At 52.9% G+C, this 20,428-nt stretch carries 26 protein-coding genes; 12 read left to right on the top strand and 14 right to left on the bottom strand.

Annotation, left to right across the window (positions count from 1 at the left end):
- The first annotated feature begins 1 nt into the window (after position 1).
- On the top strand, positions 2-826 hold the full coding sequence (locus ACK3CJ_RS16360) for a carbon-nitrogen hydrolase family protein (RefSeq protein WP_409523279.1): 825 nt from the start codon (positions 2-4) through the stop codon (positions 824-826).
- Positions 827-855: 29 nt separating this feature from the next.
- Here the strand turns inward: ACK3CJ_RS16360 and yjgA are convergent, their stop codons facing one another.
- Genes yjgA through ACK3CJ_RS16305 form a run of 11 tightly spaced genes read right to left on the bottom strand, consistent with a single transcriptional unit; the run spans position 856 to position 8,352 of the window.
- On the bottom strand, positions 856-1,401 hold the full coding sequence (yjgA, locus tag ACK3CJ_RS16355; protein WP_409523278.1) for a ribosome biogenesis factor YjgA: 546 nt from the start codon (positions 1,399-1,401) through the stop codon (positions 856-858).
- 17 nt (positions 1,402-1,418) lie between these two features.
- Positions 1,419-1,688: an HPr family phosphocarrier protein gene (locus ACK3CJ_RS16350; RefSeq protein ID WP_409523276.1), complete on the bottom strand. Its 270-nt coding sequence runs from the start codon at positions 1,686-1,688 to the stop codon at positions 1,419-1,421.
- Positions 1,689-1,719: 31 nt separating this feature from the next.
- Positions 1,720-2,577 (bottom strand): RNase adapter RapZ, encoded by an 858-nt coding sequence (rapZ, locus tag ACK3CJ_RS16345; protein ID WP_409523275.1) that lies wholly within the window; start codon positions 2,575-2,577, stop codon positions 1,720-1,722.
- A gap of 3 nt (positions 2,578-2,580) precedes the next feature.
- Complete coding sequence (ptsN, locus tag ACK3CJ_RS16340) at positions 2,581-3,045, bottom strand: PTS IIA-like nitrogen regulatory protein PtsN (RefSeq protein ID WP_409523274.1); 465 nt, start codon at positions 3,043-3,045, stop codon at positions 2,581-2,583.
- Between the two features lie 27 nt (positions 3,046-3,072).
- On the bottom strand, positions 3,073-3,363 hold the full coding sequence (gene hpf / locus ACK3CJ_RS16335) for a ribosome hibernation promoting factor (protein ID WP_409523273.1): 291 nt from the start codon (positions 3,361-3,363) through the stop codon (positions 3,073-3,075).
- Positions 3,364-3,417: 54 nt separating this feature from the next.
- Positions 3,418-5,007, bottom strand: coding sequence for an RNA polymerase factor sigma-54 (locus ACK3CJ_RS16330; RefSeq protein WP_409523272.1), 1,590 nt, complete (start codon positions 5,005-5,007; stop codon positions 3,418-3,420).
- Positions 5,008-5,050: 43 nt separating this feature from the next.
- Entirely contained in the window at positions 5,051-5,776 is a 726-nt protein-coding gene (lptB, locus tag ACK3CJ_RS16325) for an LPS export ABC transporter ATP-binding protein (protein WP_409523271.1), read from the bottom strand.
- Positions 5,777-5,778: 2 nt separating this feature from the next.
- Positions 5,779-6,291, bottom strand: coding sequence for a lipopolysaccharide transport periplasmic protein LptA (gene lptA / locus ACK3CJ_RS16320; protein ID WP_409523270.1), 513 nt, complete (start codon positions 6,289-6,291; stop codon positions 5,779-5,781).
- Entirely contained in the window at positions 6,278-6,844 is a 567-nt protein-coding gene (lptC, locus tag ACK3CJ_RS16315) for an LPS export ABC transporter periplasmic protein LptC (RefSeq protein ID WP_409523269.1), read from the bottom strand. The genes lptA and lptC overlap by 14 nt, the downstream gene beginning before the upstream one ends.
- A complete protein-coding gene (locus ACK3CJ_RS16310) occupies positions 6,845-7,381 on the bottom strand; it encodes a KdsC family phosphatase (RefSeq protein WP_409523268.1) in 537 nt (178 codons plus the stop codon).
- Positions 7,381-8,352, bottom strand: coding sequence for a KpsF/GutQ family sugar-phosphate isomerase (locus ACK3CJ_RS16305; RefSeq protein ID WP_409523267.1), 972 nt, complete (start codon positions 8,350-8,352; stop codon positions 7,381-7,383). Before ACK3CJ_RS16305 ends, ACK3CJ_RS16310 begins: the two co-directional genes overlap by 1 nt.
- Positions 8,353-8,731: 379 nt before the next feature.
- Here ACK3CJ_RS16305 and ACK3CJ_RS16300 point away from each other — a divergent pair, with 379 nt between their 5' ends.
- The 9 genes from ACK3CJ_RS16300 to hisD all read left to right on the top strand — a co-directional run bounded on the left by ACK3CJ_RS16300 (position 8,732) and on the right by hisD (position 15,324).
- Positions 8,732-9,541, top strand: a complete 810-nt coding sequence (locus ACK3CJ_RS16300) for an ATP-binding cassette domain-containing protein (RefSeq protein WP_409526607.1) — start codon at positions 8,732-8,734, stop codon at positions 9,539-9,541.
- Positions 9,538-10,320: a lipid asymmetry maintenance ABC transporter permease subunit MlaE gene (mlaE, locus tag ACK3CJ_RS16295; protein ID WP_409523266.1), complete on the top strand. Its 783-nt coding sequence runs from the start codon at positions 9,538-9,540 to the stop codon at positions 10,318-10,320. The genes ACK3CJ_RS16300 and mlaE overlap by 4 nt, the downstream gene beginning before the upstream one ends.
- A 2-nt stretch (positions 10,321-10,322) precedes the next feature.
- Positions 10,323-10,781, top strand: a complete 459-nt coding sequence (gene mlaD / locus ACK3CJ_RS16290) for an outer membrane lipid asymmetry maintenance protein MlaD (RefSeq protein ID WP_409523265.1) — start codon at positions 10,323-10,325, stop codon at positions 10,779-10,781.
- A gap of 4 nt (positions 10,782-10,785) precedes the next feature.
- A complete protein-coding gene (locus ACK3CJ_RS16285; protein ID WP_409523264.1) occupies positions 10,786-11,442 on the top strand; it encodes an MlaC/ttg2D family ABC transporter substrate-binding protein in 657 nt (218 codons plus the stop codon).
- Positions 11,423-11,722 carry an STAS domain-containing protein gene (locus ACK3CJ_RS16280; protein ID WP_409523263.1) on the top strand — a complete coding sequence of 100 codons (300 nt, stop codon included), beginning with the start codon at positions 11,423-11,425 and terminating at the stop codon, positions 11,720-11,722. The genes ACK3CJ_RS16285 and ACK3CJ_RS16280 overlap by 20 nt, the downstream gene beginning before the upstream one ends.
- 102 nt (positions 11,723-11,824) lie before the next feature.
- Entirely contained in the window at positions 11,825-12,064 is a 240-nt protein-coding gene (locus tag ACK3CJ_RS16275; RefSeq protein ID WP_409523262.1) for a BolA family protein, read from the top strand.
- A 24-nt stretch (positions 12,065-12,088) separates the two neighbouring features.
- On the top strand, positions 12,089-13,351 hold the full coding sequence (gene murA / locus ACK3CJ_RS16270; protein WP_409523261.1) for a UDP-N-acetylglucosamine 1-carboxyvinyltransferase: 1,263 nt from the start codon (positions 12,089-12,091) through the stop codon (positions 13,349-13,351).
- A 19-nt stretch (positions 13,352-13,370) separates the two neighbouring features.
- Positions 13,371-14,015 (top strand): ATP phosphoribosyltransferase, encoded by a 645-nt coding sequence (gene hisG / locus ACK3CJ_RS16265; RefSeq protein ID WP_409523260.1) that lies wholly within the window; start codon positions 13,371-13,373, stop codon positions 14,013-14,015.
- 1 nt (position 14,016) lies between these two features.
- The gene (hisD, locus tag ACK3CJ_RS16260) at positions 14,017-15,324 is read left to right on the top strand and encodes a histidinol dehydrogenase (RefSeq protein ID WP_409523259.1); all 1,308 of its coding nucleotides are present in this window, start codon (positions 14,017-14,019) and stop codon (positions 15,322-15,324) included.
- A 23-nt stretch (positions 15,325-15,347) separates the two neighbouring features.
- On the opposite strand, the gene ACK3CJ_RS16255 is transcribed toward hisD, so the two are convergent.
- Positions 15,348-16,508 (bottom strand): S1C family serine protease, encoded by a 1,161-nt coding sequence (locus ACK3CJ_RS16255; RefSeq protein ID WP_409523258.1) that lies wholly within the window; start codon positions 16,506-16,508, stop codon positions 15,348-15,350.
- A gap of 76 nt (positions 16,509-16,584) precedes the next feature.
- Here ACK3CJ_RS16255 and ACK3CJ_RS16250 point away from each other — a divergent pair, with 76 nt between their 5' ends.
- Positions 16,585-17,346 carry a Nif3-like dinuclear metal center hexameric protein gene (locus tag ACK3CJ_RS16250; protein ID WP_409526606.1) on the top strand — a complete coding sequence of 254 codons (762 nt, stop codon included), beginning with the start codon at positions 16,585-16,587 and terminating at the stop codon, positions 17,344-17,346.
- 5 nt (positions 17,347-17,351) lie between these two features.
- Here the strand turns inward: ACK3CJ_RS16250 and ACK3CJ_RS16245 are convergent, their stop codons facing one another.
- A complete protein-coding gene (locus ACK3CJ_RS16245) occupies positions 17,352-17,948 on the bottom strand; it encodes a YhcB family protein (RefSeq protein WP_409523257.1) in 597 nt (198 codons plus the stop codon).
- A gap of 256 nt (positions 17,949-18,204) precedes the next feature.
- Here ACK3CJ_RS16245 and ACK3CJ_RS16240 point away from each other — a divergent pair, with 256 nt between their 5' ends.
- A complete protein-coding gene (locus tag ACK3CJ_RS16240) occupies positions 18,205-19,764 on the top strand; it encodes an HDOD domain-containing protein (RefSeq protein ID WP_409523256.1) in 1,560 nt (519 codons plus the stop codon).
- 13 nt (positions 19,765-19,777) lie between these two features.
- Here the strand turns inward: ACK3CJ_RS16240 and ACK3CJ_RS16235 are convergent, their stop codons facing one another.
- Positions 19,778-20,347, bottom strand: coding sequence for a cob(I)yrinic acid a,c-diamide adenosyltransferase (locus ACK3CJ_RS16235; protein WP_409523255.1), 570 nt, complete (start codon positions 20,345-20,347; stop codon positions 19,778-19,780).
- Positions 20,348-20,428 lie beyond the last annotated feature (81 nt).

The raw sequence follows: 20,428 nt of genomic DNA, 5'->3' as shown, positions 1-20,428 counted from the left end.
AGTGAAAGCAGGTGTCATACAGATGGTATCCGGTGCTGAGCTGGAACAGAACCTGGAGCAGGCTGAGCGGTTGATAGCTGATGCTGCCAGGGGAGCGTGCACACTGGCGCTGCTGCCTGAGAACTTTGCCATTTTCGATAGCCGCCAGATGCGCTCGGTGGCTGAACTCGAAGATACTCAGGGTAGATTGACGGAGTTTCTGACTCACAGTGCCAGGGTGTATGGCATCTGGTTAGTGGCGGGGAGTATTCCGGCGCTGCGTGATGAGTCAGGTGAAGTGCTCGACAGAGGGCGTGTACGCAGCCGCTGCCTGGTGGTGGATAGTGATGGCGAGATCTGTTGTGCCTATGACAAACGCCATCTGTTTGATGTCGATGTCGGCGATGCGCAGCAGGTCTACCGTGAATCCGACTGGATTGAGCCGGGTGGCGATGATATTCAGGTGATCGATACACCAGTCGGGCGTCTGGGGCTGAGTATCTGCTACGACCTGCGCTTTCCCGAGCATTATCAGCGCCTGTTGGCCGCCGGAGCGCAGGTGATCAGTGTTCCTTCGGCGTTTACCTGGAAAACCGGCAAGGCGCACTGGAAGCTATTGCTAAGGGCGCGTGCCTGTGAAACTCAGTGCTATGTGCTGGGAGCCAATCAGGGAGGTCGTCATAGTGAGACGCGCGAGACCTGGGGGCATTCGATGATTGTAGACCCATGGGGTAAGGTACTCGCCAGATGCAAGCAGGGGCCCGCTTTGGTTATGGCTGACATTGATCTCGAATATCTTGCTCAGATCAGGCAGCGCATGCCTGTGCAGCAGCACAGGCGTGACTGAAAAGGCTTAAGCTTGCCAGGAGCAATAGATCAGCTTTCCTGGGTGCCATCTTCCAGTTCATCCAGCTCGCGCAGATAACGGAAGAGTTTGCGCGCATGTGCCGGAGGTTTCTGCTGCTCCCTTTCGCGCTGAGCATTGCGGATCAGTTGGCGCAGATGCTGGATGTCACATCCTGCATAGGCGTCGATAAATAGCTGTATGGTATTGTTGTCACCCGTGATCAGGCGTTCACGCCAGTTCTCCAGAGCATGGAAGCGCTGATTATGCGCTTGGGTCGAGGCATCAAACATGTCCACAGCGATCTGTATCGCTTCGTTGTCTTCGGTACGCAGCAGTTTACCGAGGTATTGCATATGTCGCTTCAGCGCGATGTGGGAACTGATACGTCGGCTCTCTTCAACCGCACGGCGCATATGATCGCTCATAGATACTTTTGCCAGTTGGTCCGGGCGAAGCTCAGAGAGCTTCTTACCCAGCTCCTGCAGCGCGTGCATCTGGCGTTTGATCTCCGACTTGCTGATCTCTTCGGATTCGTCGTGCTCCAGATGCTCGTTTCCTGCCTTGCGTTTACTCATCAGTCATCTTTCCAGAATTATTCAGCTTCGTCGAAGCGGTTGTTGATCAGAGTCTCAAGCGCCTCAATTGCCGGTTGTTCATCATCGCCGTCAAGATGAAAGGTCAGCTCTGTGCCCTGGCTGGCCGCCAGCATCATCACCGCCATGATACTTTTACAGTCAGCAACACGTCCTTCCTTCTCGACTTTGATGTCGCAGGTATATTGGCTGGCTGTTGCCGTCAGCTTTGCTGCAGCGCGCGCATGCAGGCCCAGCTTGTTAATGATGGTCAGGGAGGTTTTGATCATGTTGCTGTAGGGTTCTCTGGCTTGTCGGTGATCAGGTCAGTTCGCGGTGGCGTACCTGCACATTATCCATATGCTGACTGAAATGACCAGCAAGACACTCGGCAATATACACGGAGCGATGTTGTCCGCCGGTGCAGCCTATGCCGATGGTGAGATAACTGCGGTTATCGCGTGCGAAACGGGGAATCCATTTTTCCAGAAAACCTCGCAGGTCATCCAGCATCTCCTTTACTTCCTCAGACTGCTCGAGAAATGCCTTGATCTCGGTGTCCAGCCCTGAGTATTGACGCAGTTCCGGGATCCAGTAGGGATTAGGAAGAGCGCGGACATCGAAGGTGAAGTCTACATCCAGGGGGAGGCCATGTTTGAAGCCGAAGGATTGAAACTGCAACGACAACGACTGTTCCGGTCTCTGAGCAACACGCAGCTTGATGGAGTCGCGCAGCTCATAGAGCGTCAGCCTCGAGGTATCCATACGAATATCAGCCAGGCTGGCAATCGGTTCGAGCAGTAGTCTCTCTTTTTCGATCGCTTCTTTCAGCCCCGCACCACTGCTGGTCAGCGGATGCTTACGGCGAGTGGCATTGAAGCGTTTGAGCAAAGTGGCTTCACCGGCATCAAGGTAGATAACTTCACTGCTGAGATCTGGAATCTGGCTGATACTGCGCAAAATATCCGGTACCTGACGCAAGTTGCTGACCAGATTGCGGGCATCTATGCTGACGGCCAATCGTTCAGGACGATCTGGCGCCAACAACATCTGACCAATGAGTTCCGGCAGGAGCAGGGCTGGAAGGTTGTCGATACAGTAAAAATCGATATCTTCCAGTGCCTGCAGGGCGGTGCTTTTGCCCGAGCCGGAGCGGCCGCTGAGGACGACCAGTTTCATCTGTTAACTCCCGTTACCCGAGGTGGCCACCAGCGCCTGATAAAGCGAGTGACTGTCGGTACAGTTGCGCAGAGTTTCACGCACATCGCTGTTGCTGAAAAGTTCGGCAATGCTGGCCAGAGTCTGAAGATGTTGTGCGGCTTCATTTTCCGGTACCAGCAGGCAGCACAACAGATCAACCGGTCGGTTGTCGATCGCATCGAAGTCGATGGGTTGCTCAAGTGTTATGAGCAGCGCCAGCGCTTGTTCACAGCCGGGAAGGCGGCAGTGCGGAATTGCCACACCATCACCTATCCCGGTGCTACCGAGTCTTTCGCGATTAAGCAGACCACTGAAGATTTCTTCAGTTTCCAGTCCTTCGATCTGGGCAGCGAGGGTATCGCTGGCCAGTTCGAGGACTCTTTTCTTGCTGGCCGCATCCATGTGGCATAGTGTTCTGGATTCGGTCAGCAGCTCGGAGATATGCATAGGGTAATGTCGGTCTTGGTTAGTGGGTTATTTGAAAGACTTCATTTTTTCCTTGTGCTTGATAACCTGCCGATCAAGTTTATCAACCAGCCCATCAATTGCGGTGTACATGTCATCCTGTTCATCTGTCGCAAACAGTTCTCCACCTGCTAGATGTACATCAGCTTCTGCTTTCTGGCGGGTTTTTTCAACAGTGAGGATAACCTGAACATTGGTAATGTTATCGAAATGGCGCTCCAGCTTTTCAAATTTCGCATGCACATATTCGGTCAGTGCATCAGTCAGCTCTACATGATGGCCAGTGATATTAATCTGCATAAGGCTTCTCCTTGTTGTCAGGCACGATAAGGTTTGTTCTGTGCCTGTTTGTTATTAAAGCAAACGCTTGCGCTCATTAGAAGGTGGTATGCTCAGCGCTTCGCGATATTTTGCGATAGTTCGCCTTGCGACGTTAATGCCCTGTTCTTTCAGCAGTTGAGCGATCTTGTTGTCACTCAGTGGTTTTGCGCTGTTTTCACCTGCAACCAGCTTCTTGATCAGTGCACGAATAGCGGTGGAGGAGGCGCCTTCACCGTCAGCAGTCGTGACCTGGCTGGAAAAGAAATATTTGAGCTCGAAGATGCCGCGCGGTGTATGTATGAACTTTTGCGTGGTGACCCTGGAAATGGTGGACTCATGCATGGAAACAGCTTCCGCAATGTCGTGTAGCACCATGGGCTTCATTGCCTCCTCACCGAAATCCAGAAAATCTCGCTGTCTTTCGACGATTTCGCTGGCAACCTTCAGTAGTGTGTCATTGCGGCTGAGAAGGCTCTTCAAGAACCAGCGAGCTTCCTGTAGATGACTTTTAAGATAGTTGTTATCGGCGCTGTTGTCAGCCCTTCTGATCAAATCTGCGTATTGAGTGTTGATGCGCAGTTTTGGCGAGGTGTCAGGATTCAGGGTAACAATCCACTCGTCACGGTGCTTGCTGACAATGACATCAGGGATCACATATTCAGATTGACTGGAGATGATGCTGGAGCCCGGGCGCGGATTCAGTGACTGAATCAGTGAGATGATCGATTGCAGATCATCTTCCTTGACGCGCAGTTTACGCATCAGGCTTCGATAGTCGTGGCTTGCCAGAAGCGGCAGATGATCCGAGGCCAGCTTTATCGCTTCTTTGCCCCAGGGTAGCGAGGATCCAAACTGTCGCAGCTGGATGATCAAACACTCACTGAGATCGCGAGCCGCTACGCCGGGAGGATCGAACTGCTGGATACGATGCAGAACGGCTTCTATTTCATCCAGCTCGGCATCGCCAAAATAATCAGGTTCCTGTTCTTTGAACTGCTCGAGCAGTTCTTCGGTTGAAACCTTCAGGTAGCCATCGGTGTCGATGCCGTCAATGATGGCTTCAGCGACCATGCGATCAGCATCGCTCATTGGCGTCAGATTTAACTGCCAGTTCAGATGGTCCTGCAGGGTGTCTTCGCGGGTATCATTCTCGTTGTCTGGCCAGTCGTCGGATGATGCACTACTGCTCTGCTGCTGGTATGTGTCATCCCAACTGCTGTCTGTAGCCAGTTCAGAGGGGATCTGTTCGCTCCATTCACTGTCGGTATCCGGGCCGTCAAAACTGTCATCACTCTCGGCCCGACTGTCAGTACTCTCCGTATTGCTCTTGCTGACAATCTCTGAGTTACCGGATGGCTGAAACTCATCCTTCTCATCGTAGCTTTTGCTGTCATAGCTGTCTTCGTGCGCATCTTCGTAAGAGGTGTCGTAGGATTCCTCTATCGACGCGGTCTCTGGCTCATGCTCCTCTTCGCTGACCTCCAGCAGTGGATTGTTTTCCAGCGCCTGCTGTATCTCCTGCTGCAGATCAAGCGTCGACAGTTGCAGCAGCCGTATCGCCTGCTGCAACTGAGGTGTCATCGTGAGATGCTGGCCAATCTTGAGATGTAGCGCTTGTTTCATATGCCAGTATTATCACTTGAGGTTAGACGGTGGATAGTGGTCATCATAGCCTGAACTGTTCGCCCAGATAGGCTGATCTGACCTGCTTATTCGCCATGATTGTCTCGGGATCTCCCTCTGCGAGGATGGCTCCTTCACTGACAATGTAAGCGCGTTCACAGATATCGAGTGTCTCCCTGACATTATGATCGGTGATCAGAATTCCTATACCGCGACTCTGCAGATGGCGAATCGTCTGCTTGATATCATTGACCGAAATGGGGTCAACGCCGGCAAATGGCTCATCCAGCAGTATGAAGGTGGGCTCTGTTGCCAGTGCCCGGGCAATTTCGACGCGTCTCCTTTCGCCACCCGACAGCGCCATACCGGGACTGTTGCGGATGTGCGTGATATGAAACTCCTGCAGCAGTGCTTCCAGTTGCTCTTCACGATCGGCCTTGCTCATCTCCTTGCGTGTTTCCAGAATTGCCATCAGGTTATCACGTACACTGAGCTTTCTGAAAACCGAGGGCTCCTGAGGCAGATAACCGACTCCTCGCTGTGCACGGCCATGCATCGGCATGCCTGTGACATCATCCTGATTGATACGGATATGGCCCTCATCCGCTGCCACGAGACCGACAATCATGTAGAAGCAGGTGGTTTTGCCTGCGCCGTTGGGGCCGAGGAGACCCACGATCTCTCCCTGGCTGATCTTGAGTGATACATCACGCACAACCTGACGGCCTTTGTAGCTCTTGGCCAGATGGAGTGCTTCAAGCATTGCCATAATCAGTTTCCACTGCTTCTGGGTTGAATGACCATTTCAACACGCTGCCCACCACTTTCGCTACCGAATGCATCCACAACCGCCTGATCCATGTTGTATACGATACGTTCGCCGGTGAAGTTGTCGTTACCCTGAACCACACGGGCCTGATTGGTGATGGTGACCTGCTGCTGTGTAACGTGGTAATTCATGTTCTGGCCGTAAGCTTTGGTCAGTGGCTGCCCCTCGCGGTGCTGTTGATGGAACTCAGCAGGGGTGCCGGTTGAGATGATGCGTTCAATTTCGCCATCGGATGAACGACGCAGCTCTACACGGTCTCCCAGCAGCAGCATGCTGCCCTGACGTATTTCAACGCGGCCACTGTAGATGGTAACGCCTGTCTGCTCATTCATGCTGGCCTGATCTGCACTGATGTAGATAGGTTCATCTTTGTCGCTCGGCAGGGCGTGTGCAGCGTTTGCCAGAAGCAAGCAACTGCTCAGGCACAATAGTGCCACTTGTTTAATTCTTGACATAAATACCTCTTACCTCTGATAGCAGCTCAACACGTCGCTCACTGAACCAGGCCTGCATACCAATGGCATCTGTGCGGCTTTGGCCATCTGTAAGAGTTACGGCTGCTTCTGTCGAAGCGAAGTCCTGTGGTGGAAACAGGGCCAGAACGCTTGTGGTCATGATAATGGGTGTGCCTTGTACAGGATTATCAATAACCTGTACATCCCCTGCAAGTTCAATCTTGCTTTCATCGTCCAGCATCCAGGCCTCATCGGCTATGATTTCGAGCACCGATCCGTCTGCTCGACTCTGGGTCAGCACAGGTGTCATCATCTGCACCTGTTCCAGGCCTGGCAGGTGTTGCACCAAGGGAGTGGTGATCTCCTGTTGCAACTGACCGTCAACACCAAATAGCTGTATGCGGGCATCACGGATGAAAAAGTCCACTTCATCTGGCAGGGGAGGCCTTTCTGATGACGTTTCGGTCGGGATGCCGAAGAACCCCCAGAACAACAGTAAGGGTACCATGATCAGCAGCGCCAGCAGAATGCGCAGACGAATCGATGAAAACACTTAGCGGTACTCCTCGAAAAGCGCCTGCAGCTTGCCCTGTGCGGCAAGAATGATTTCACAGAACTCGCGAGCAGCTCCCTCTCCACCACGACGGCTGGTGCACCAGTCAGCTTCCTGGCGTACCAGGGCGTGGCCATCAGGGACGGTTGCGCCAAAGGCCACTGTAATGATGGCAGACAGATCCGGCAAGTCATCCCCTATATAAGCGGTTGTAGCGGCAGAATGTCCGGTGTCGGTCCAGATCTCTTTCAATGCGGCCAGCTTATCTTCGCGTCCCTGCATCAGGTAGGTGATGCCGAGCGCCTTGGCACGCAGCTCAACCTGAGGTGAGCTGCGACCTGTGATAATTGCAGTTTCCAGTCCAGCCTGATGGAGCAGCTTGATGCCCAGCCCATCCAGCGTATTAAAGGACTTGATCTCCTGTCCATTAGCCAGAAAATTAAGCTGGCCATTGGTAAGGATGCCATCGACATCAAAAGCGACCAGATGAACCGATTTAAGGCGGTTGATCAATGCAGTGGAAAGATCATGTGTCATCAGATCACTCCCGCTTTCAGCATGTCATGCATGTTGAGTGCGCCGATCGGGACCCCCAGAGCATCAGTGACCAACAGCGCGTTGATCTTGCGCTCCTGCATCACTTTCAGTGCTTCGGCAGCCAGCGCATGGGCCTGCACGGTTGTGCAGCCCACTGTCATGACATCGATGATGGCCGTGTGCTTGAGATCTATCTCCTGATCCAGAGTACGTCTGAGGTCACCATCGGTGAAAATACCCTTGAGTACGCCGTTGTCATCCGTCACGGCGGTCATTCCCAGGCGTTTTCGGGTGATCTCCATCAAGGCTTCGCGGATCGGTGTCGAGATCGTCACGCGCGGGATGTCATCGCCACTGTGCATGATATCTTCAACCCTTAACAGCAGTCGTCGACCCAGGCTTCCACCCGGATGAGAGATGGCAAAATCTTCGGCACTGAAGCCGCGAGCTTCAAGCAGCGCAATGGCCAGCGCATCGCCGAGCACCAATTGTGCGGTTGTGCTGGAAGTCGGTGCAAGATTGAGCGGGCAGGCTTCGCGCTCAATAGGAACATGCAGATTGATGTCAGCTGTTCTGGCCAGAGTTGACTCGGGGTTGGACGTGATGCTGACCAGAGGGGCCCCCATCCGCTTGATCAGAGGCAGTATGGTCACGACCTCGGATGTTTCACCTGAGTTGGAAATTGCCAGCACGACATCCTGACCGGTGAACATGCCGAGATCGCCATGGCTGGCCTCGCCAGGGTGAACAAAGAATGCCGGGCTTCCTGTGCTGGCCAGTGTGGCGGCGATCTTGTTGCCGATATGGCCGGACTTACCCATGCCGGTCACAATGATACGGCCCTTGCACTGCATCAATAGCTCGCAGGCGTGTACAAATGTTTCATTCAGATGGTTCAGCAGGAGATCAACGGCTTCTCGCTCAATCTCTATTGTGCGTTTTCCGGTTTCGAGAAAGTTGAATTCTGTCATGCAGTATCGGTTCGCCTCTCACTTGGCTTGAATCGGCAGCTCCTCAGGAGCATTTGTCTCATGGCCGACAAGTTTAACCCAGCTCAGCTTCAGATCGTATCGGATTTGTTGAATTCACTCCAATTCCCGTACGGATGTCGGTCAGGTTGAAACTTTTGTCTGGTAAAGGGGGTCAATCGCTGTGCGATCTTCAGTTCAGGTTCAGTTCTGGCTGTCATGCTTTGAAACCACTCATCTCATCGTGTGGTCAGGCGAGGCGGTAATCTGAACCTCATTTTAACTTGTGTTGGCAAATGATATATTGGGCGGCTTTGTTGACAGTGATTGATAGGGTATTGCCAGAATGGAAGCGGAAACCTCACAGGCTGCGGCTTCGACCATGCTCAGTGACATAATTATCGATATACAGGAACTCACCTTTTCGCGGGGTGAACGTGTCATTTTTGATGGTGTGGACATCGCAATACCGCGTGGCAAAGTCACCGCTATCATGGGGCCTTCCGGCAGCGGCAAAACCACCTTGCTGAAACTGATCGGTGGACAGCTTGCACCGGAGCGTGGCCAGGTATTGCTCGAAGGCAATAATATCTCCCGCATGGGGCGCAATGAGCTGTTCAGGGCGCGTGAGCGCATGGGTATGCTGTTTCAAAGTGGCGCGTTGTTCACTGATATGAGTGTATTTGACAATGTCGCCTTCCCGTTGCGTGTTCACAGCGACCTGCCAGATGCGATGATCCGCGATATCGTATTGATGAAGCTTCAGGCGGTTGGTCTGCGTGGGGCGATTCATCTGATGCCGGCAGAGCTGTCAGGCGGTATGGCGCGTCGAGTTGCCCTGGCTCGTGCCATCGCACTGGATCCTGATATCGTGATGTATGACGAACCTTTTGCCGGGCAGGATCCGATTGCAATGGCTGTCCTGGTAAACCTGATTAAACGGCTTAATCAGGCGCTGGGGCATAGTAGCATCATCGTGTCGCATGATATTCAGGAAACTCTGTCGATTGCCGACTACATCTATATTCTGGCTGATGGCAAGGTGGCAGCACACGGGACGCCCGCCATGCTGCGTGAAGTCGATTCAGAACAGGTGCGCCAGTTTGTGCAGGGATTGCCGGATGGGCCTGTGCCATTCCATTATCCCGCACCTGATTTCATGCAAGATCTGTTGGGTGGGGAGCTTAAATGATAGATCGAATACAGCGACTTGGGCATAAAACCCTGTCGAAGGTGGCCGCTTTCGGGCGGTCCGGCCAGATACTGATGCATGCACTGGTCGCGAAGCCCCAGCCTCTGGTGATGTTGCCATTGCTGATCAAGCAGATCTATTTTGTGGGTGTGCTGTCTCTGGTGATCATAGTGGTGTCCGGATTATTTATCGGGATGGTGCTGGGTCTGCAGGGCTATACAATCATGGTTGATTATGGCTCGGAGCAGGCAGTCGGTCAGATGGTTGCCCTGAGCCTGTTGCGTGAGCTGGCACCCGTTGTGACGGCATTGTTGTTTGCCGGACGCGCCGGTTCTGCGCTGACGGCAGAGATCGGTTTGATGAAAGCGACCGAACAGCTGGCAAGTCTCGAGATGATCGGTGTAGACCCCTTGCGCAGAATCATTGCGCCACGCTTCTGGGCAGGCTTCATGTGTCTGCCGCTGCTGTCGATGATATTTGCCGTGGTCGGGATCTGGGGATCGTCACTGGTCGCGGTAGACTGGCTGGGAATTTACAGCGGTGCTTACTGGTCGAATATGCAGCAGGCTGTGGATTTTACAGATGACGTGCTCAACGGTGTGGTCAAGGCGGTGGTGTTCGGCTTTATCGTGACCTGGGTCGCTGTCTATCAGGGTTATGACTGTATTCCGACATCCGAAGGTATCAGTCAGGCGACAACGCGTACTGTGGTATATGCCTCCCTTGCTGTGCTGGGAGCGGACTTTATTCTTACTGCTTTGATGTTTGGAGATCTGTAACAATGCGCATGCGTACAATGGAGATAGGTGTCGGGTTTTTCATGCTTCTTGGCTTTCTGGCCCTGATCGTGCTGGCGCTGAATGTGAGTGGCTTGAATCTGACCAGCAAAGGGCAGGGTTATAAGATCTATGCCCACTTCGAAAATATCGGTGGTCTGTCAGCACGCGCCCGGGTATCCATGTCGGGTGTGCATATCGGCGAGGTGACCTCGATTCGTCTGGATCCTGAGCTTCTGCTTGCAGAAGTGGAGATGGAGATTCAGCCGGAGTTCAATTTTCTGAGCGTTGACAGCTCAGCTCAGATACTGACCTCGGGTCTGTTGGGGCAGCAGTATATCGGGATAGTACCAGGTGGTGATGATGAATCACTGCAAGACGGTAGTTTTATTTATGATACCCAGTCTGCTCTGGTCCTGGAGGACTTGATCGGACGGTTCCTGTTTAACCAAGTAAGCGAGTAGCGGAATGACTAAATATTTGACTAATGTATGGCTGGTGCTGCTTTTGGCGTGCCTGTCTTTTCAGACTATGGCGACGCAGGATGACTGGAAAGAAGCGAGTCAGGTGGTCGAGAAGGCCACCGATGAAATGCTGGCCATGATGAAAGATGAAACACTGCGACAGGAAGCTAATCGCGAACAGTTGCTGGGCGAGGTTGAGCGCATCGTTGAAGAGGTGATCGATTTTGAACACTTTGCGCGACGTGTTATGGGGCGTTATGTCAGAACGGCGACGGACGAAGAGGTGTTACGTTTTGCTGATACAATCAAGCAAACGCTGATTCGTACCTACTCTTTGGCTATGGTTGGCTTTGAAGTTCGCAGCTACACCATTACACCACCCCATGCGCCAAGTCCGGAACCTGGTATGCAGGTTGTGAATGTCACAGTAACTTCCGGTGAAGGTCAGGATTTTGGACTGCTTTATTACATGTTGAAGCAGGACAGCGGTTGGAAACTGGTTAATGTCATGGTGGATGGTATTAACTTGCGTATCACCTTCCGTAATCAATTTGCCGATATGTATCAGCGCAATCGCAGTATCAGTGCCACCATTGACAGCTGGGAAGAAAAGATTGCCAGTGTGGTTGAAGAGGCGCTTGATGATGATGCCGAAGGTTGAGATCGGGGACGACAAAGTCCTGCGTCTCAGTGGTGACCTGCTTTTTTCAACGGTGGTCACGTTGCGTGACGAGCTACTGAAGGCAATAGATGATCAGGGCGAGGGCGCCTTGATACTGGATATGGCCGGTGTTGAAAAGGTGGACAGTTCTGCGCTTTCTCTGTGGTTGTGTTGTCAGCGAGAGGCAAGAAACAATGGCAGGGAAGTCACTGTTCACAACCTGCCGAAGGATATGAAATCGATTGCGGATCTGGTGGGGCTGGACGACTATCTGCATTGATTCCCACCCCGGGGCTGAACAGGCATGATCGCCTTTTCAGCCCTTTTTCGTTATTATGCCTGCCACAGTAATATTGAGTCACAGAGTAATTGGAGTTCTCCCATGCAAGCCCAAGAGGTTAAGCAGATTATCGAAAGTCAGCTGGAAGGCTGTCAGGTCATTACGGCAGGCGAGGGCTGTGATTTTCAGATCACAGTGATTGGTGAACTGTTTGCAGGTCTTTCTCCGGTCAAGAAGCAGCAAAGCGTTTATGCTTGCCTTCAGGAGCAGATTGCCAGTGGTGCTATTCATGCCATCACGATTAAAACCTATACACCTGAGCAGTGGCAAGCACTGAACTGAAACCCCTGTCGGTCAGGAATTCCAATGGATAAGTTATTGATTGAAGGTGGTGTGACCCTCAACGGTGAGGTGCGCATCTCTGGTGCCAAGAACTCGGCTCTGCCGATTCTGGCAGCTTCACTGCTGGCAGATGAGCCGGTTACTATTTGCAATCTGCCACATCTGCACGATATCACCACCATGCTTGAGCTGTTGCGTCGCATGGGAGTTGAGCTGATGGTGGATGCCAAACTCAGCGTCGAGATAGATGCCACGAAAATTAATGTTCTGGTCGCACCCTACGATCTGGTGAAAACCATGCGTGCGTCCATTCTGGTACTGGGACCGATGCTGGCACATTTCGGCGAAGCTGAAGTGTCCTTGCCGGGCGGCTGTGCCATCGGTTCTCGTCCTGTGGATCTGCACATACGTGGCCTTGAAGCGATGGGAGCCGATATTCTGGTTGAGAACGGCTACATCCGTGCCAAGGTTGATGGGCGTTTGAAAGGGGCCACGATATTCTTTGATACCGTGACCGTTACCGGAACCGAAAACATTCTGATGGCGGCGACGCTGGCAGAGGGGCAGAGCATCCTTGAAAATGCTGCACGTGAACCGGAAGTGGTCGATCTGGCCAATTTCCTGAATGCGATGGGTGCCGATATACGTGGTGCCGGTACCGACACCATTGTGGTGAATGGGGTCAAGTCGCTGAAAGGGTGTCGTTTCTCCGTGCTGCCGGATCGTATCGAAACCGGCACCTTCCTCGTTGCTGCAGCCGCCTCTGGTGGTCGTATCAAAACCAAGAATACCCGTCCTGATACCCTCGATTCCGTGCTGCAGAAACTGCGTGAAGCGGGTGCTCTCATCACTACCGGTGAAGACTGGATCGAGTTGGATATGCAGGGCCGCCGTCCTAAGGCCGTGAATATCACCACTGCACCTTATCCGGCATTTCCGACCGATATGCAGGCGCAGTTTGCAGCCTTGAATGCGGTGGCGATGGGCGTTGGCATCATCAAGGAAACGATTTTCGAAAACCGTTTCATGCATATGAACGAGATGCGTCGTATGGGTGCTAACATCACGATTGACGGAAATACCGCCATTATCGAAGGTGTCAGCAAACTTCAGGGAGCGCCGGTAATGGCGACTGATCTGCGAGCCTCAGCCAGTCTGGTTATTGCAGCGCTGGTGGCCGAAGGCGAAACCCTGATTGACCGTATTTACCACATTGACCGTGGTTATGAGTGTATCGAAGAGAAGCTTCAGCAATTGGGTGCCCGCATCCGACGTGTTCCCGGCTGACATCACAGAAGAGATTCGAATGAAACAACAGCTGACTATTGCTCTGTCCAAGGGCCGTATACTGGAAGAGACGCTGCCGTTGCTGGCAGCGGCTGATATTGTACCGGCTGAAGATATCTTCAGCAGTCGCAAGCTGATTTTTGATACCAACCATGCCCATATCAAGCTGCTTGTTATTCGCGCCACGGATGTTCCCACCTATGTTGAGTATGGTGGTGCGGATATGGGTGTTTCCGGTAAGGATGTCCTGTTGGAACATGGTGGCAGTGGCTTGTATGAGCCGCTGGATCTTGAGATTGCCTGCTGCAAATTAATGGTGGCCGGAATGGCGGGTGCCAAACCTGTTGATGGGCGTATGCGAGTGGCCACCAAGTTCGTCAAGGTGACACGGGATTACTACGCACGTCTGGGTGCTCAGGTCGATATCATCAAGCTTTATGGTGCAATGGAGCTGGCACCGATCATGGGTTTGGCTGATCGTATCGTGGATATCGTGGATACCGGTAATACTCTGCGAGCCAACGGGCTGGAGGCGATGGAGCATATTGCCGATATCAGTTCCCGTCTGGTGGTCGGGCAGCCAGCGATGAAAATGAAATATGATCTGATCCAGCCGATACTGGAAAAACTGACGGCAGCCGTTGTGGCCAAGCGAGGTGGTTGAGATGAGTCAGCGCAGCATTACCCGTCTGAGCAACCGACAGAGCGATTTCGATACCCGGCTGGACGAGCTTCTGGCCTGGGAAAGCGTGTCGGATAAAAAGGTCAATCAGATCGTGGAGGAGGTACTGGAGCGAGTCAAGCGCGAAGGTGATTCGGCTCTGGTCGAATACACGAATCGCTTCGACCGCATGCAGGCGTCCAGCATGGCTGAATTGGAGATAGGCGCTGCTCGTTTGCAGCAGGCGTTGCATGATCTTCCAACTGAGCAGCGAGCTGCGTTGGAGCAGGCAGCAACACGTGTGCGTGACTATCATCAGCGTCAGTTGGGCGAGTCCTGGCAGTACACCGAAGCCGATGGCACCCTGCTCGGGCAAAAAGTAACACCGATGGACCGCGTTGGAATCTATGTACCCGGTGGCAAGGCAGCCTATCCCTCCTCTGTGCTGATGAATGCGATTCCGGCAAAAGTGGCGGGCGTTGCAGAGATCATAATGGTCGTGCCGACACCTGATGGCACGGTGAATGAGCTGGTGCTGGCTGCCGCTGCACTGGCCGGTGTGGATCGTGTCTTCACCTTAGGTGGAGCGCAGGCTGTTGCGGCACTTGCATATGGCACTCAAACCGTACCCCGTGTCGATAAGATCGTGGGCCCCGGGAATATTTTCGTTGCGACAGCCAAGCGTGCAGTGTTCGGTGCGGTCGGCATCGATATGATTGCCGGTCCGTCAGAAATTCTGGTGATCTGTGATGGTCAGACAGACCCTGACTGGATTGCGATGGATCTCTTCTCTCAGGCTGAGCATGATGAAGACGCCCAGTCGATCCTGATCTCGCCGGATAGTGATTTTATCGATCGTGTGGAAGCCAGTATTGCTAAGCTACTGCCTACGATGGAGCGTCGCGAGATCATAGAGGTGTCATTGCGTGAGCGTGGCATGTTGATCGAGGTGGCTGATCTGGATGAAGCAACAGCGCTGAGTAACCGCATAGCGCCAGAACATCTGGAGTTGTCTGTTGCTGATCCACAATCACTGTTGCCACAGATCCGTCATGCCGGTGCGATTTTCATGGGGCGTTATACCGCTGAGTCCCTGGGTGATTACTGTGCAGGTCCCAATCATGTATTGCCGACATCCGGTACGGCGCGCTTCTCATCTCCACTGGGTGTGTATGACTTCCAGAAGCGCTCTTCGCTGATCATGTTTTCAGCTCAGGGTGCATCCGAGATGGGTAAGGTGGCATCAGTGCTGGCGCGAGGTGAGAGTCTGACCGCGCATGCCCGCTCTGCTGAATACCGGATTCTGGACTAGCCGCTGATATCGGAAAGGTGATATCAGCGGGTGGGTGGTCGTTCACCGATGGTAGCGATCACTGACATCTCTCGGCCGTTGCGAAGCACGGCCAGAGAGGTCTGCTGACCCGGTTGGAAACGCGCAATGCGGTTCATTGAAGTTCTGCTGTCTTCAACTGGATGACTGTCGATCTCCAGCAGAATATCACCCGGTTGCAGACCAGCCTGATGCGCAGGACTGTCTCTGAAAATACCTGCTATCAATATGCCACCTTGCGTACTGAGTCCGAAGGATTCTGCCAGATTGGGTGTCATCTCCTGTATTTCGATACCCAGCCAGCCACGTATGACACGCCCATGTTCGATCAGATCCTGCATCACCTGCCTCGCGATTGAGGAGGGGATCGCGAAGCCGATGCCATGTGATCCGCCCGATTGCGAGAAGATCGCTGTGTTGATGCCCAGTAGATTGCCTTCGGTATCGATCAGTGCGCCGCCTGAGTTGCCCGGATTGATGGCGGCATCTGTCTGAATGAAGTTTTCATAAGTGCTCAGCCCGATACTGTTACGTCCCAGAGCGCTGATAATACCCATGGTAACCGTCTGGCCGACGCCGAAAGGGTTGCCTATTGCCAGTACAAGATCGCCGACACGCTGCTCATTCGAGGTGTTGAGCGTGATGCTGGGGAGATCTGCCAGGTTGATCTTGAGTACCGCTATGTCTGTTTCCGGGTCCGTGCCGATAACGGTGGCCAGGGCTTCGCGCCCATCTTGAAGTGATACAACGATGCTGTCAGCACCACTGATGACGTGATTATTGGTGACCACATAACCCTGGGGGCTGAGAATTACGCCTGAGCCGAGGCTGGATTCTATACGTTCATTTGATGGCAGGCGATCATTGTTGAAAAACTGCCGGAACATCGGATCATTGAACAGTGGGTTGTTCTGCTGGCGAACGATGGTTCGGGTGTTGATATTAACTACAGCTGGCGCAGCGCTTGCGACGGCATCGGCAAACGACAACCCACCGGGCATCCCGCCCGACATTGCCAGGGTGTTGATGTTGTCGCGTGACTGAGTCTCACGAATTTCAACCGTAGTGATCTTGGGCCCGAGTATCTCTGGATTCAGTTGCAGTATCAGTAATGCTGCCAGAATTCCGGTTACAATAGGCCATCCTAGAAAGGTGAGTTTGCGCATTGATCTCTATCGTATATGTAAATCATTATATTATACGGACATGCTATCAGAATTGGGAATCGGCTTTATGCAGAATATATCGATTACGACGACTGAATTGGTCAGATACTGTGACACGCTGCTTCAGGCAGGGCGCTTTCGTGACTATTGTCCGAACGGTCTGCAGGTGGAGGGGCGGGCAGAAGTCAGTCGCATCATGACGGGTGTGACCGCTTGTCAGGCGCTGCTGGATGAGGCGGTGAAGTGGAAAGCTGACCTGCTGCTGGTGCATCATGGTTATTTCTGGAAGGGTGAGTCTGAAGCTATCTGTGGCATCAAGCGCAAGCGTCTGAAAACACTTCTGCAGCAGGATATCAATCTGGTGGCTTATCACCTGCCACTGGATGCCCATCCTGAGCTTGGTAACAATGCGCGTCTGGCAAAACGATTGGGAATTGAGGTTGACGGCACACTTGAGCCGGATAATCCCCTTGCGATCGGTAATATCGGTTCACTGATCGAGCCGGCAACGCTGGAGAAGTTTACCCATCGTGTGGCCGATGCGCTGACGCGAAAACCTCAGGTGATCAGTGGTGGTTCGCATCCTGTGCGTCGAGTGGCGTGGTGTACGGGCTCGGCAGAACGTTATATCGAGCAGGCGCTGGCCGCCGGTGCTGATACTTATATCAGTGGAGAGATATCAGAGCCTGTAGTGCATTTCGCGCGAGAGGCAGGAATTCACTACATCGGTGCTGGGCATCATGCGACAGAACGCTACGGTGTTCAGGCGCTGGGTGCCCATCTGGCACGCCACTTTGGCCTTGAACACCGTTTTGTGGATATTGATAATCCAGTTTGAACTGATCAGTGAACAGTTCGTTTATCTGACTCTTCATTTTCGTTGGCATCGGCCGATGCCAGGTCGGGAATAGGACTTTCGACCTTGTCGGCACTCTTTTTCAAGCCATAGCGGTCAGAGAGAGTGCCCTCATCTTCAGGCTTTTTGGGAGCGTAGTCGCGAGGCGGTTCGACGTGCGTTTCTTTTTCGTCGACTGCTTCATGTTGTTCGGTTGCGACTGTTTTATCTGTCGCTTTTTGAGCGGTCTCAGCTTTCGCTGCGCCGGGTTGCTCCAGATTTTCGACCAGTTGCTGTGGCTGCAGGGATGCCTTGAGAGCATTGCCAGCAGGCTGTCCCGGGCACAGTGTCTGCGCACTGCTCGCCAGATGCTGATGAACCTTGCGATAGTTGTCGGTCAGTTCATTGACCAGGCTTGCAGTCTGCTCGAAATGGCTGGTCACATCCTTCTTGTACTTGTCCATTTCCTGACGGGTAGCGGTCAACTCCTCTTCCAGTTTACGCTTCTGTTGTTCGGCATCACCTGATCGACCGATCAGATAACCTATCAGGGCGCCGACAGCCAGTGCCGCTGCCGCAATGATCCAGATGTTCTCCAGTTCCACAACCTTTCCTCTTATAATATGCACTTTATAATCATGACCAGACAGTGAATAATCTGACTCATGCACTGATAATGCCTAATATATGACGCTTAGGCAATTAGCTGAATGAATTGAGCGCTTGTTGTCGACAATCCACAGCTATACTGTCAGTCAGATGCAGGTATTATATATTGCAGGTGTTATGTATCCTGAAGTTAGTTATTTTGATGTGAGTTATCTGAATCAGACATGGATGTCACTGTATGAGTGAGCCGTCTTGAAGTATCAGGAAACCTTGAACGCAATTTATGCGCAATTGGATCGCATCGGCGATCTGCCTGTTTTCAGTGCAACCGTAAACCATATACGGCAAATCAGCAGTTCCCGTGAAACGGATGCGATGGCACTGGCCATAGCGGTCATGAAAGATGCTAACCTGACTACCAAACTGCTGCGTCTGGCTAATTCCAACTTTTACAATCGTGGCAGTGGCAAGATTACCGCTATCTCGCGGGCCGTGGTGCTGATTGGTTTCGAGCGCATTCAGAATCTGTGCATGACCCTTAAACTGATCGAAAGCTTCAAGGAAAAAGAGCCGGGAACAGGTGTAGAGGATCTGCTGGTGGCTGCAGTATTGAATGCCTCAGCGGCACGGGATCTGGCCGCAAGCGCCGGTGTCCGTGACATAGAGGAAACCTATATCTGTGGCCTGCTGTATGGTCTGGGTGAGATCGTGGTGGCCTTTACGTTGCCGGAGCTGTATCGCTCCATGCTCAGAGAGCGTAAGCATGAAACACGAACCTGGGCATCTATTCAACAAGAGGTGATGGGCGGAGATTTTGTTACCATCGGTCAGGATCTGGCTCAGAGCTGGGGTTTCCCGAAAAGTGTGGTCACGACTATCAATCCTCAGGGGCGGCCCGATGCATCCAGTGTGGATGGCCGCCTGAACCATTCGATCATCGCTGGCTGCCATCAGGTGTTTGAGCATATCTATCAGCGTGGCCCAACAGATGGACATGAATACACCGATCAGATGAATAAGTTATCAGAAGTGACGCATCAGTCACCGGAGAGGCTTGAAGAACTGCTGAATAACTCGGTGCGTGAGGTGTGCGATCATCTTGAGCAATATGGTCTTTCACACAGAACCCTGATGCCACCTCTGCGTGTCAGCGGTAACGACGCGCTGGATGAGACGACCCGTAAGATCGCTTATTACGTTCACTCCAGACAGGAGCGCAAGGCCGAAAAAGAGGAGCCTGAGCAGGACGGAGCTGCAGATCAGCAGAAGTTGCTCGCACTGTATAATGAGCGTCAGCTCTACTACCTTGAACGCCTCAATGAGTTGATTGCAGAAAAAGCCGCTGCAACGAAAATTCTGGCTACAGCGGTTGAGGGGATTGAAACCAGCAGTTCGCTGGATCGTGTGGCTTTTTGTCTGCGTAGTGGTTCCGGTGATCAACTCGCTGCAAAACTGCTGGAGGGCGAGGATCTTGAGCCTCTACTGGGCTACTTCAAGCTTAACCGTCAGGATGCCGAAGGGAAGCTGTTTTTCCGCATCCTGGATAGAGGGGTGACGCTGTTGGTCACTGACTGCAAAGAGGCAGGCTGGCAGCAGCGGTTGCCAGCCGGGTTTCAGAAACAGGTAAAGCCTGCAGGAATGATTCTGGCGCCACTGGTGGTGTCAGGTAAGCCGATAGGGCTGCTTTATGCTGACAAGCTAGAGGGATCAGGAGTGGTTGAAGACAGGGACTTTAGAGTCTTCAACCAGTTTCTGGTGCAGAGTCGTATTGCTCTTGAGATGGGCAAACACTTCGAGACGGAGCGGCATTGATCAGCCCGTTTGATCAACCGGTTGCAGCTCTTGGCTTCCAGAGAATCTCCTGACCACCCTGGCGGCGCGAAAGCGTTCTTGCCATCACAAACAGCAGATCAGACAGGCGGTTAAGATAGGCAACCGAGAGTGGATTCACGGTTTCCTGAGTGGCAGACATCAGGTCGACCAGGCAGCGCTCCGCTCTTCGGCAAACGGCTCGGGCGAGATGTGCCTGTGCAGCTGACTGTGAACCTCCCGGCAGTATGAACTCCTTCAGCGGCGGGAGAGACTGGTTCAGTTGATCCAGAAACAGTTCCATCTCGTTGATGATCTCCAGAGTCATGACGCTATAGGCCGGATCAGCGACGGCCAGCTCACCGCCTATATCAAATAGATCATTCTGTATCTTCATCAGCCAGGGCGCGATGGGATCCTCTGGATCAACACTGCTTGCCAGCAGCCCGATCAGGCAGTTCAGTTCATCCACCTCACCCAATGCATTGATTCTGGGGTGGGTTTTGGACAGGCGCTTACCATTGGCCAGTGCAGTGGTGCCCTTGTCTCCGCTGCGGGTATAGATACGATCAAGACGATCAGACATGTTACAGCTCCTTATAAGTATCAGGGGTACGGATATTGCCTGTTACTTCATAATAATGCTTTCGTTCATACAGGCTTCGAT

It is taken from the genome of Nitrincola salilacus (assembly GCF_046271865.1).
GTDB classification, from domain to species: domain Bacteria; phylum Pseudomonadota; class Gammaproteobacteria; order Pseudomonadales; family Balneatricaceae; genus Nitrincola; species Nitrincola salilacus.
The sequence above is the reverse complement of the archived record's forward strand: the minus strand, read 5'-3'. Positions and strand labels throughout refer to the sequence as shown.

Coding starts and splice junctions, on each gene's coding strand:
- yjgA (WP_409523278.1), bottom strand. CDS start 1,401: ATGAGTAAACGCAAGGCAGGAAACGAGCATCTGGAGCACGACGAATCC.
- ACK3CJ_RS16350 (WP_409523276.1), bottom strand. CDS start 1,688: ATGATCAAAACCTCCCTGACCATCATTAACAAGCTGGGCCTGCATGCG.
- rapZ (WP_409523275.1), bottom strand. CDS start 2,577: ATGAAACTGGTCGTCCTCAGCGGCCGCTCCGGCTCGGGCAAAAGCACC.
- ptsN (WP_409523274.1), bottom strand. CDS start 3,045: ATGCATATCTCCGAGCTGCTGACCGAATCCAGAACACTATGCCACATG.
- hpf (WP_409523273.1), bottom strand. CDS start 3,363: ATGCAGATTAATATCACTGGCCATCATGTAGAGCTGACTGATGCACTG.
- ACK3CJ_RS16330 (WP_409523272.1), bottom strand. CDS start 5,007: ATGAAACAAGCGCTACATCTCAAGATTGGCCAGCATCTCACGATGACA.
- lptB (WP_409523271.1), bottom strand. CDS start 5,776: ATGGCAATGCTTGAAGCACTCCATCTGGCCAAGAGCTACAAAGGCCGT.
- lptA (WP_409523270.1), bottom strand. CDS start 6,291: ATGTCAAGAATTAAACAAGTGGCACTATTGTGCCTGAGCAGTTGCTTG.
- ACK3CJ_RS16310 (WP_409523268.1), bottom strand. CDS start 7,381: ATGACACATGATCTTTCCACTGCATTGATCAACCGCCTTAAATCGGTT.
- ACK3CJ_RS16305 (WP_409523267.1), bottom strand. CDS start 8,352: ATGACAGAATTCAACTTTCTCGAAACCGGAAAACGCACAATAGAGATT.
- ACK3CJ_RS16300 (WP_409526607.1), top strand. CDS start 8,732: ATGCTCAGTGACATAATTATCGATATACAGGAACTCACCTTTTCGCGG.
- mlaE (WP_409523266.1), top strand. CDS start 9,538: ATGATAGATCGAATACAGCGACTTGGGCATAAAACCCTGTCGAAGGTG.
- mlaD (WP_409523265.1), top strand. CDS start 10,323: ATGCGCATGCGTACAATGGAGATAGGTGTCGGGTTTTTCATGCTTCTT.
- ACK3CJ_RS16285 (WP_409523264.1), top strand. CDS start 10,786: ATGACTAAATATTTGACTAATGTATGGCTGGTGCTGCTTTTGGCGTGC.
- ACK3CJ_RS16280 (WP_409523263.1), top strand. CDS start 11,423: ATGATGATGCCGAAGGTTGAGATCGGGGACGACAAAGTCCTGCGTCTC.
- ACK3CJ_RS16275 (WP_409523262.1), top strand. CDS start 11,825: ATGCAAGCCCAAGAGGTTAAGCAGATTATCGAAAGTCAGCTGGAAGGC.
- murA (WP_409523261.1), top strand. CDS start 12,089: ATGGATAAGTTATTGATTGAAGGTGGTGTGACCCTCAACGGTGAGGTG.
- hisG (WP_409523260.1), top strand. CDS start 13,371: ATGAAACAACAGCTGACTATTGCTCTGTCCAAGGGCCGTATACTGGAA.
- hisD (WP_409523259.1), top strand. CDS start 14,017: ATGAGTCAGCGCAGCATTACCCGTCTGAGCAACCGACAGAGCGATTTC.
- ACK3CJ_RS16255 (WP_409523258.1), bottom strand. CDS start 16,508: ATGCGCAAACTCACCTTTCTAGGATGGCCTATTGTAACCGGAATTCTG.
- ACK3CJ_RS16235 (WP_409523255.1), bottom strand. CDS start 20,347: ATGTCTGATCGTCTTGATCGTATCTATACCCGCAGCGGAGACAAGGGC.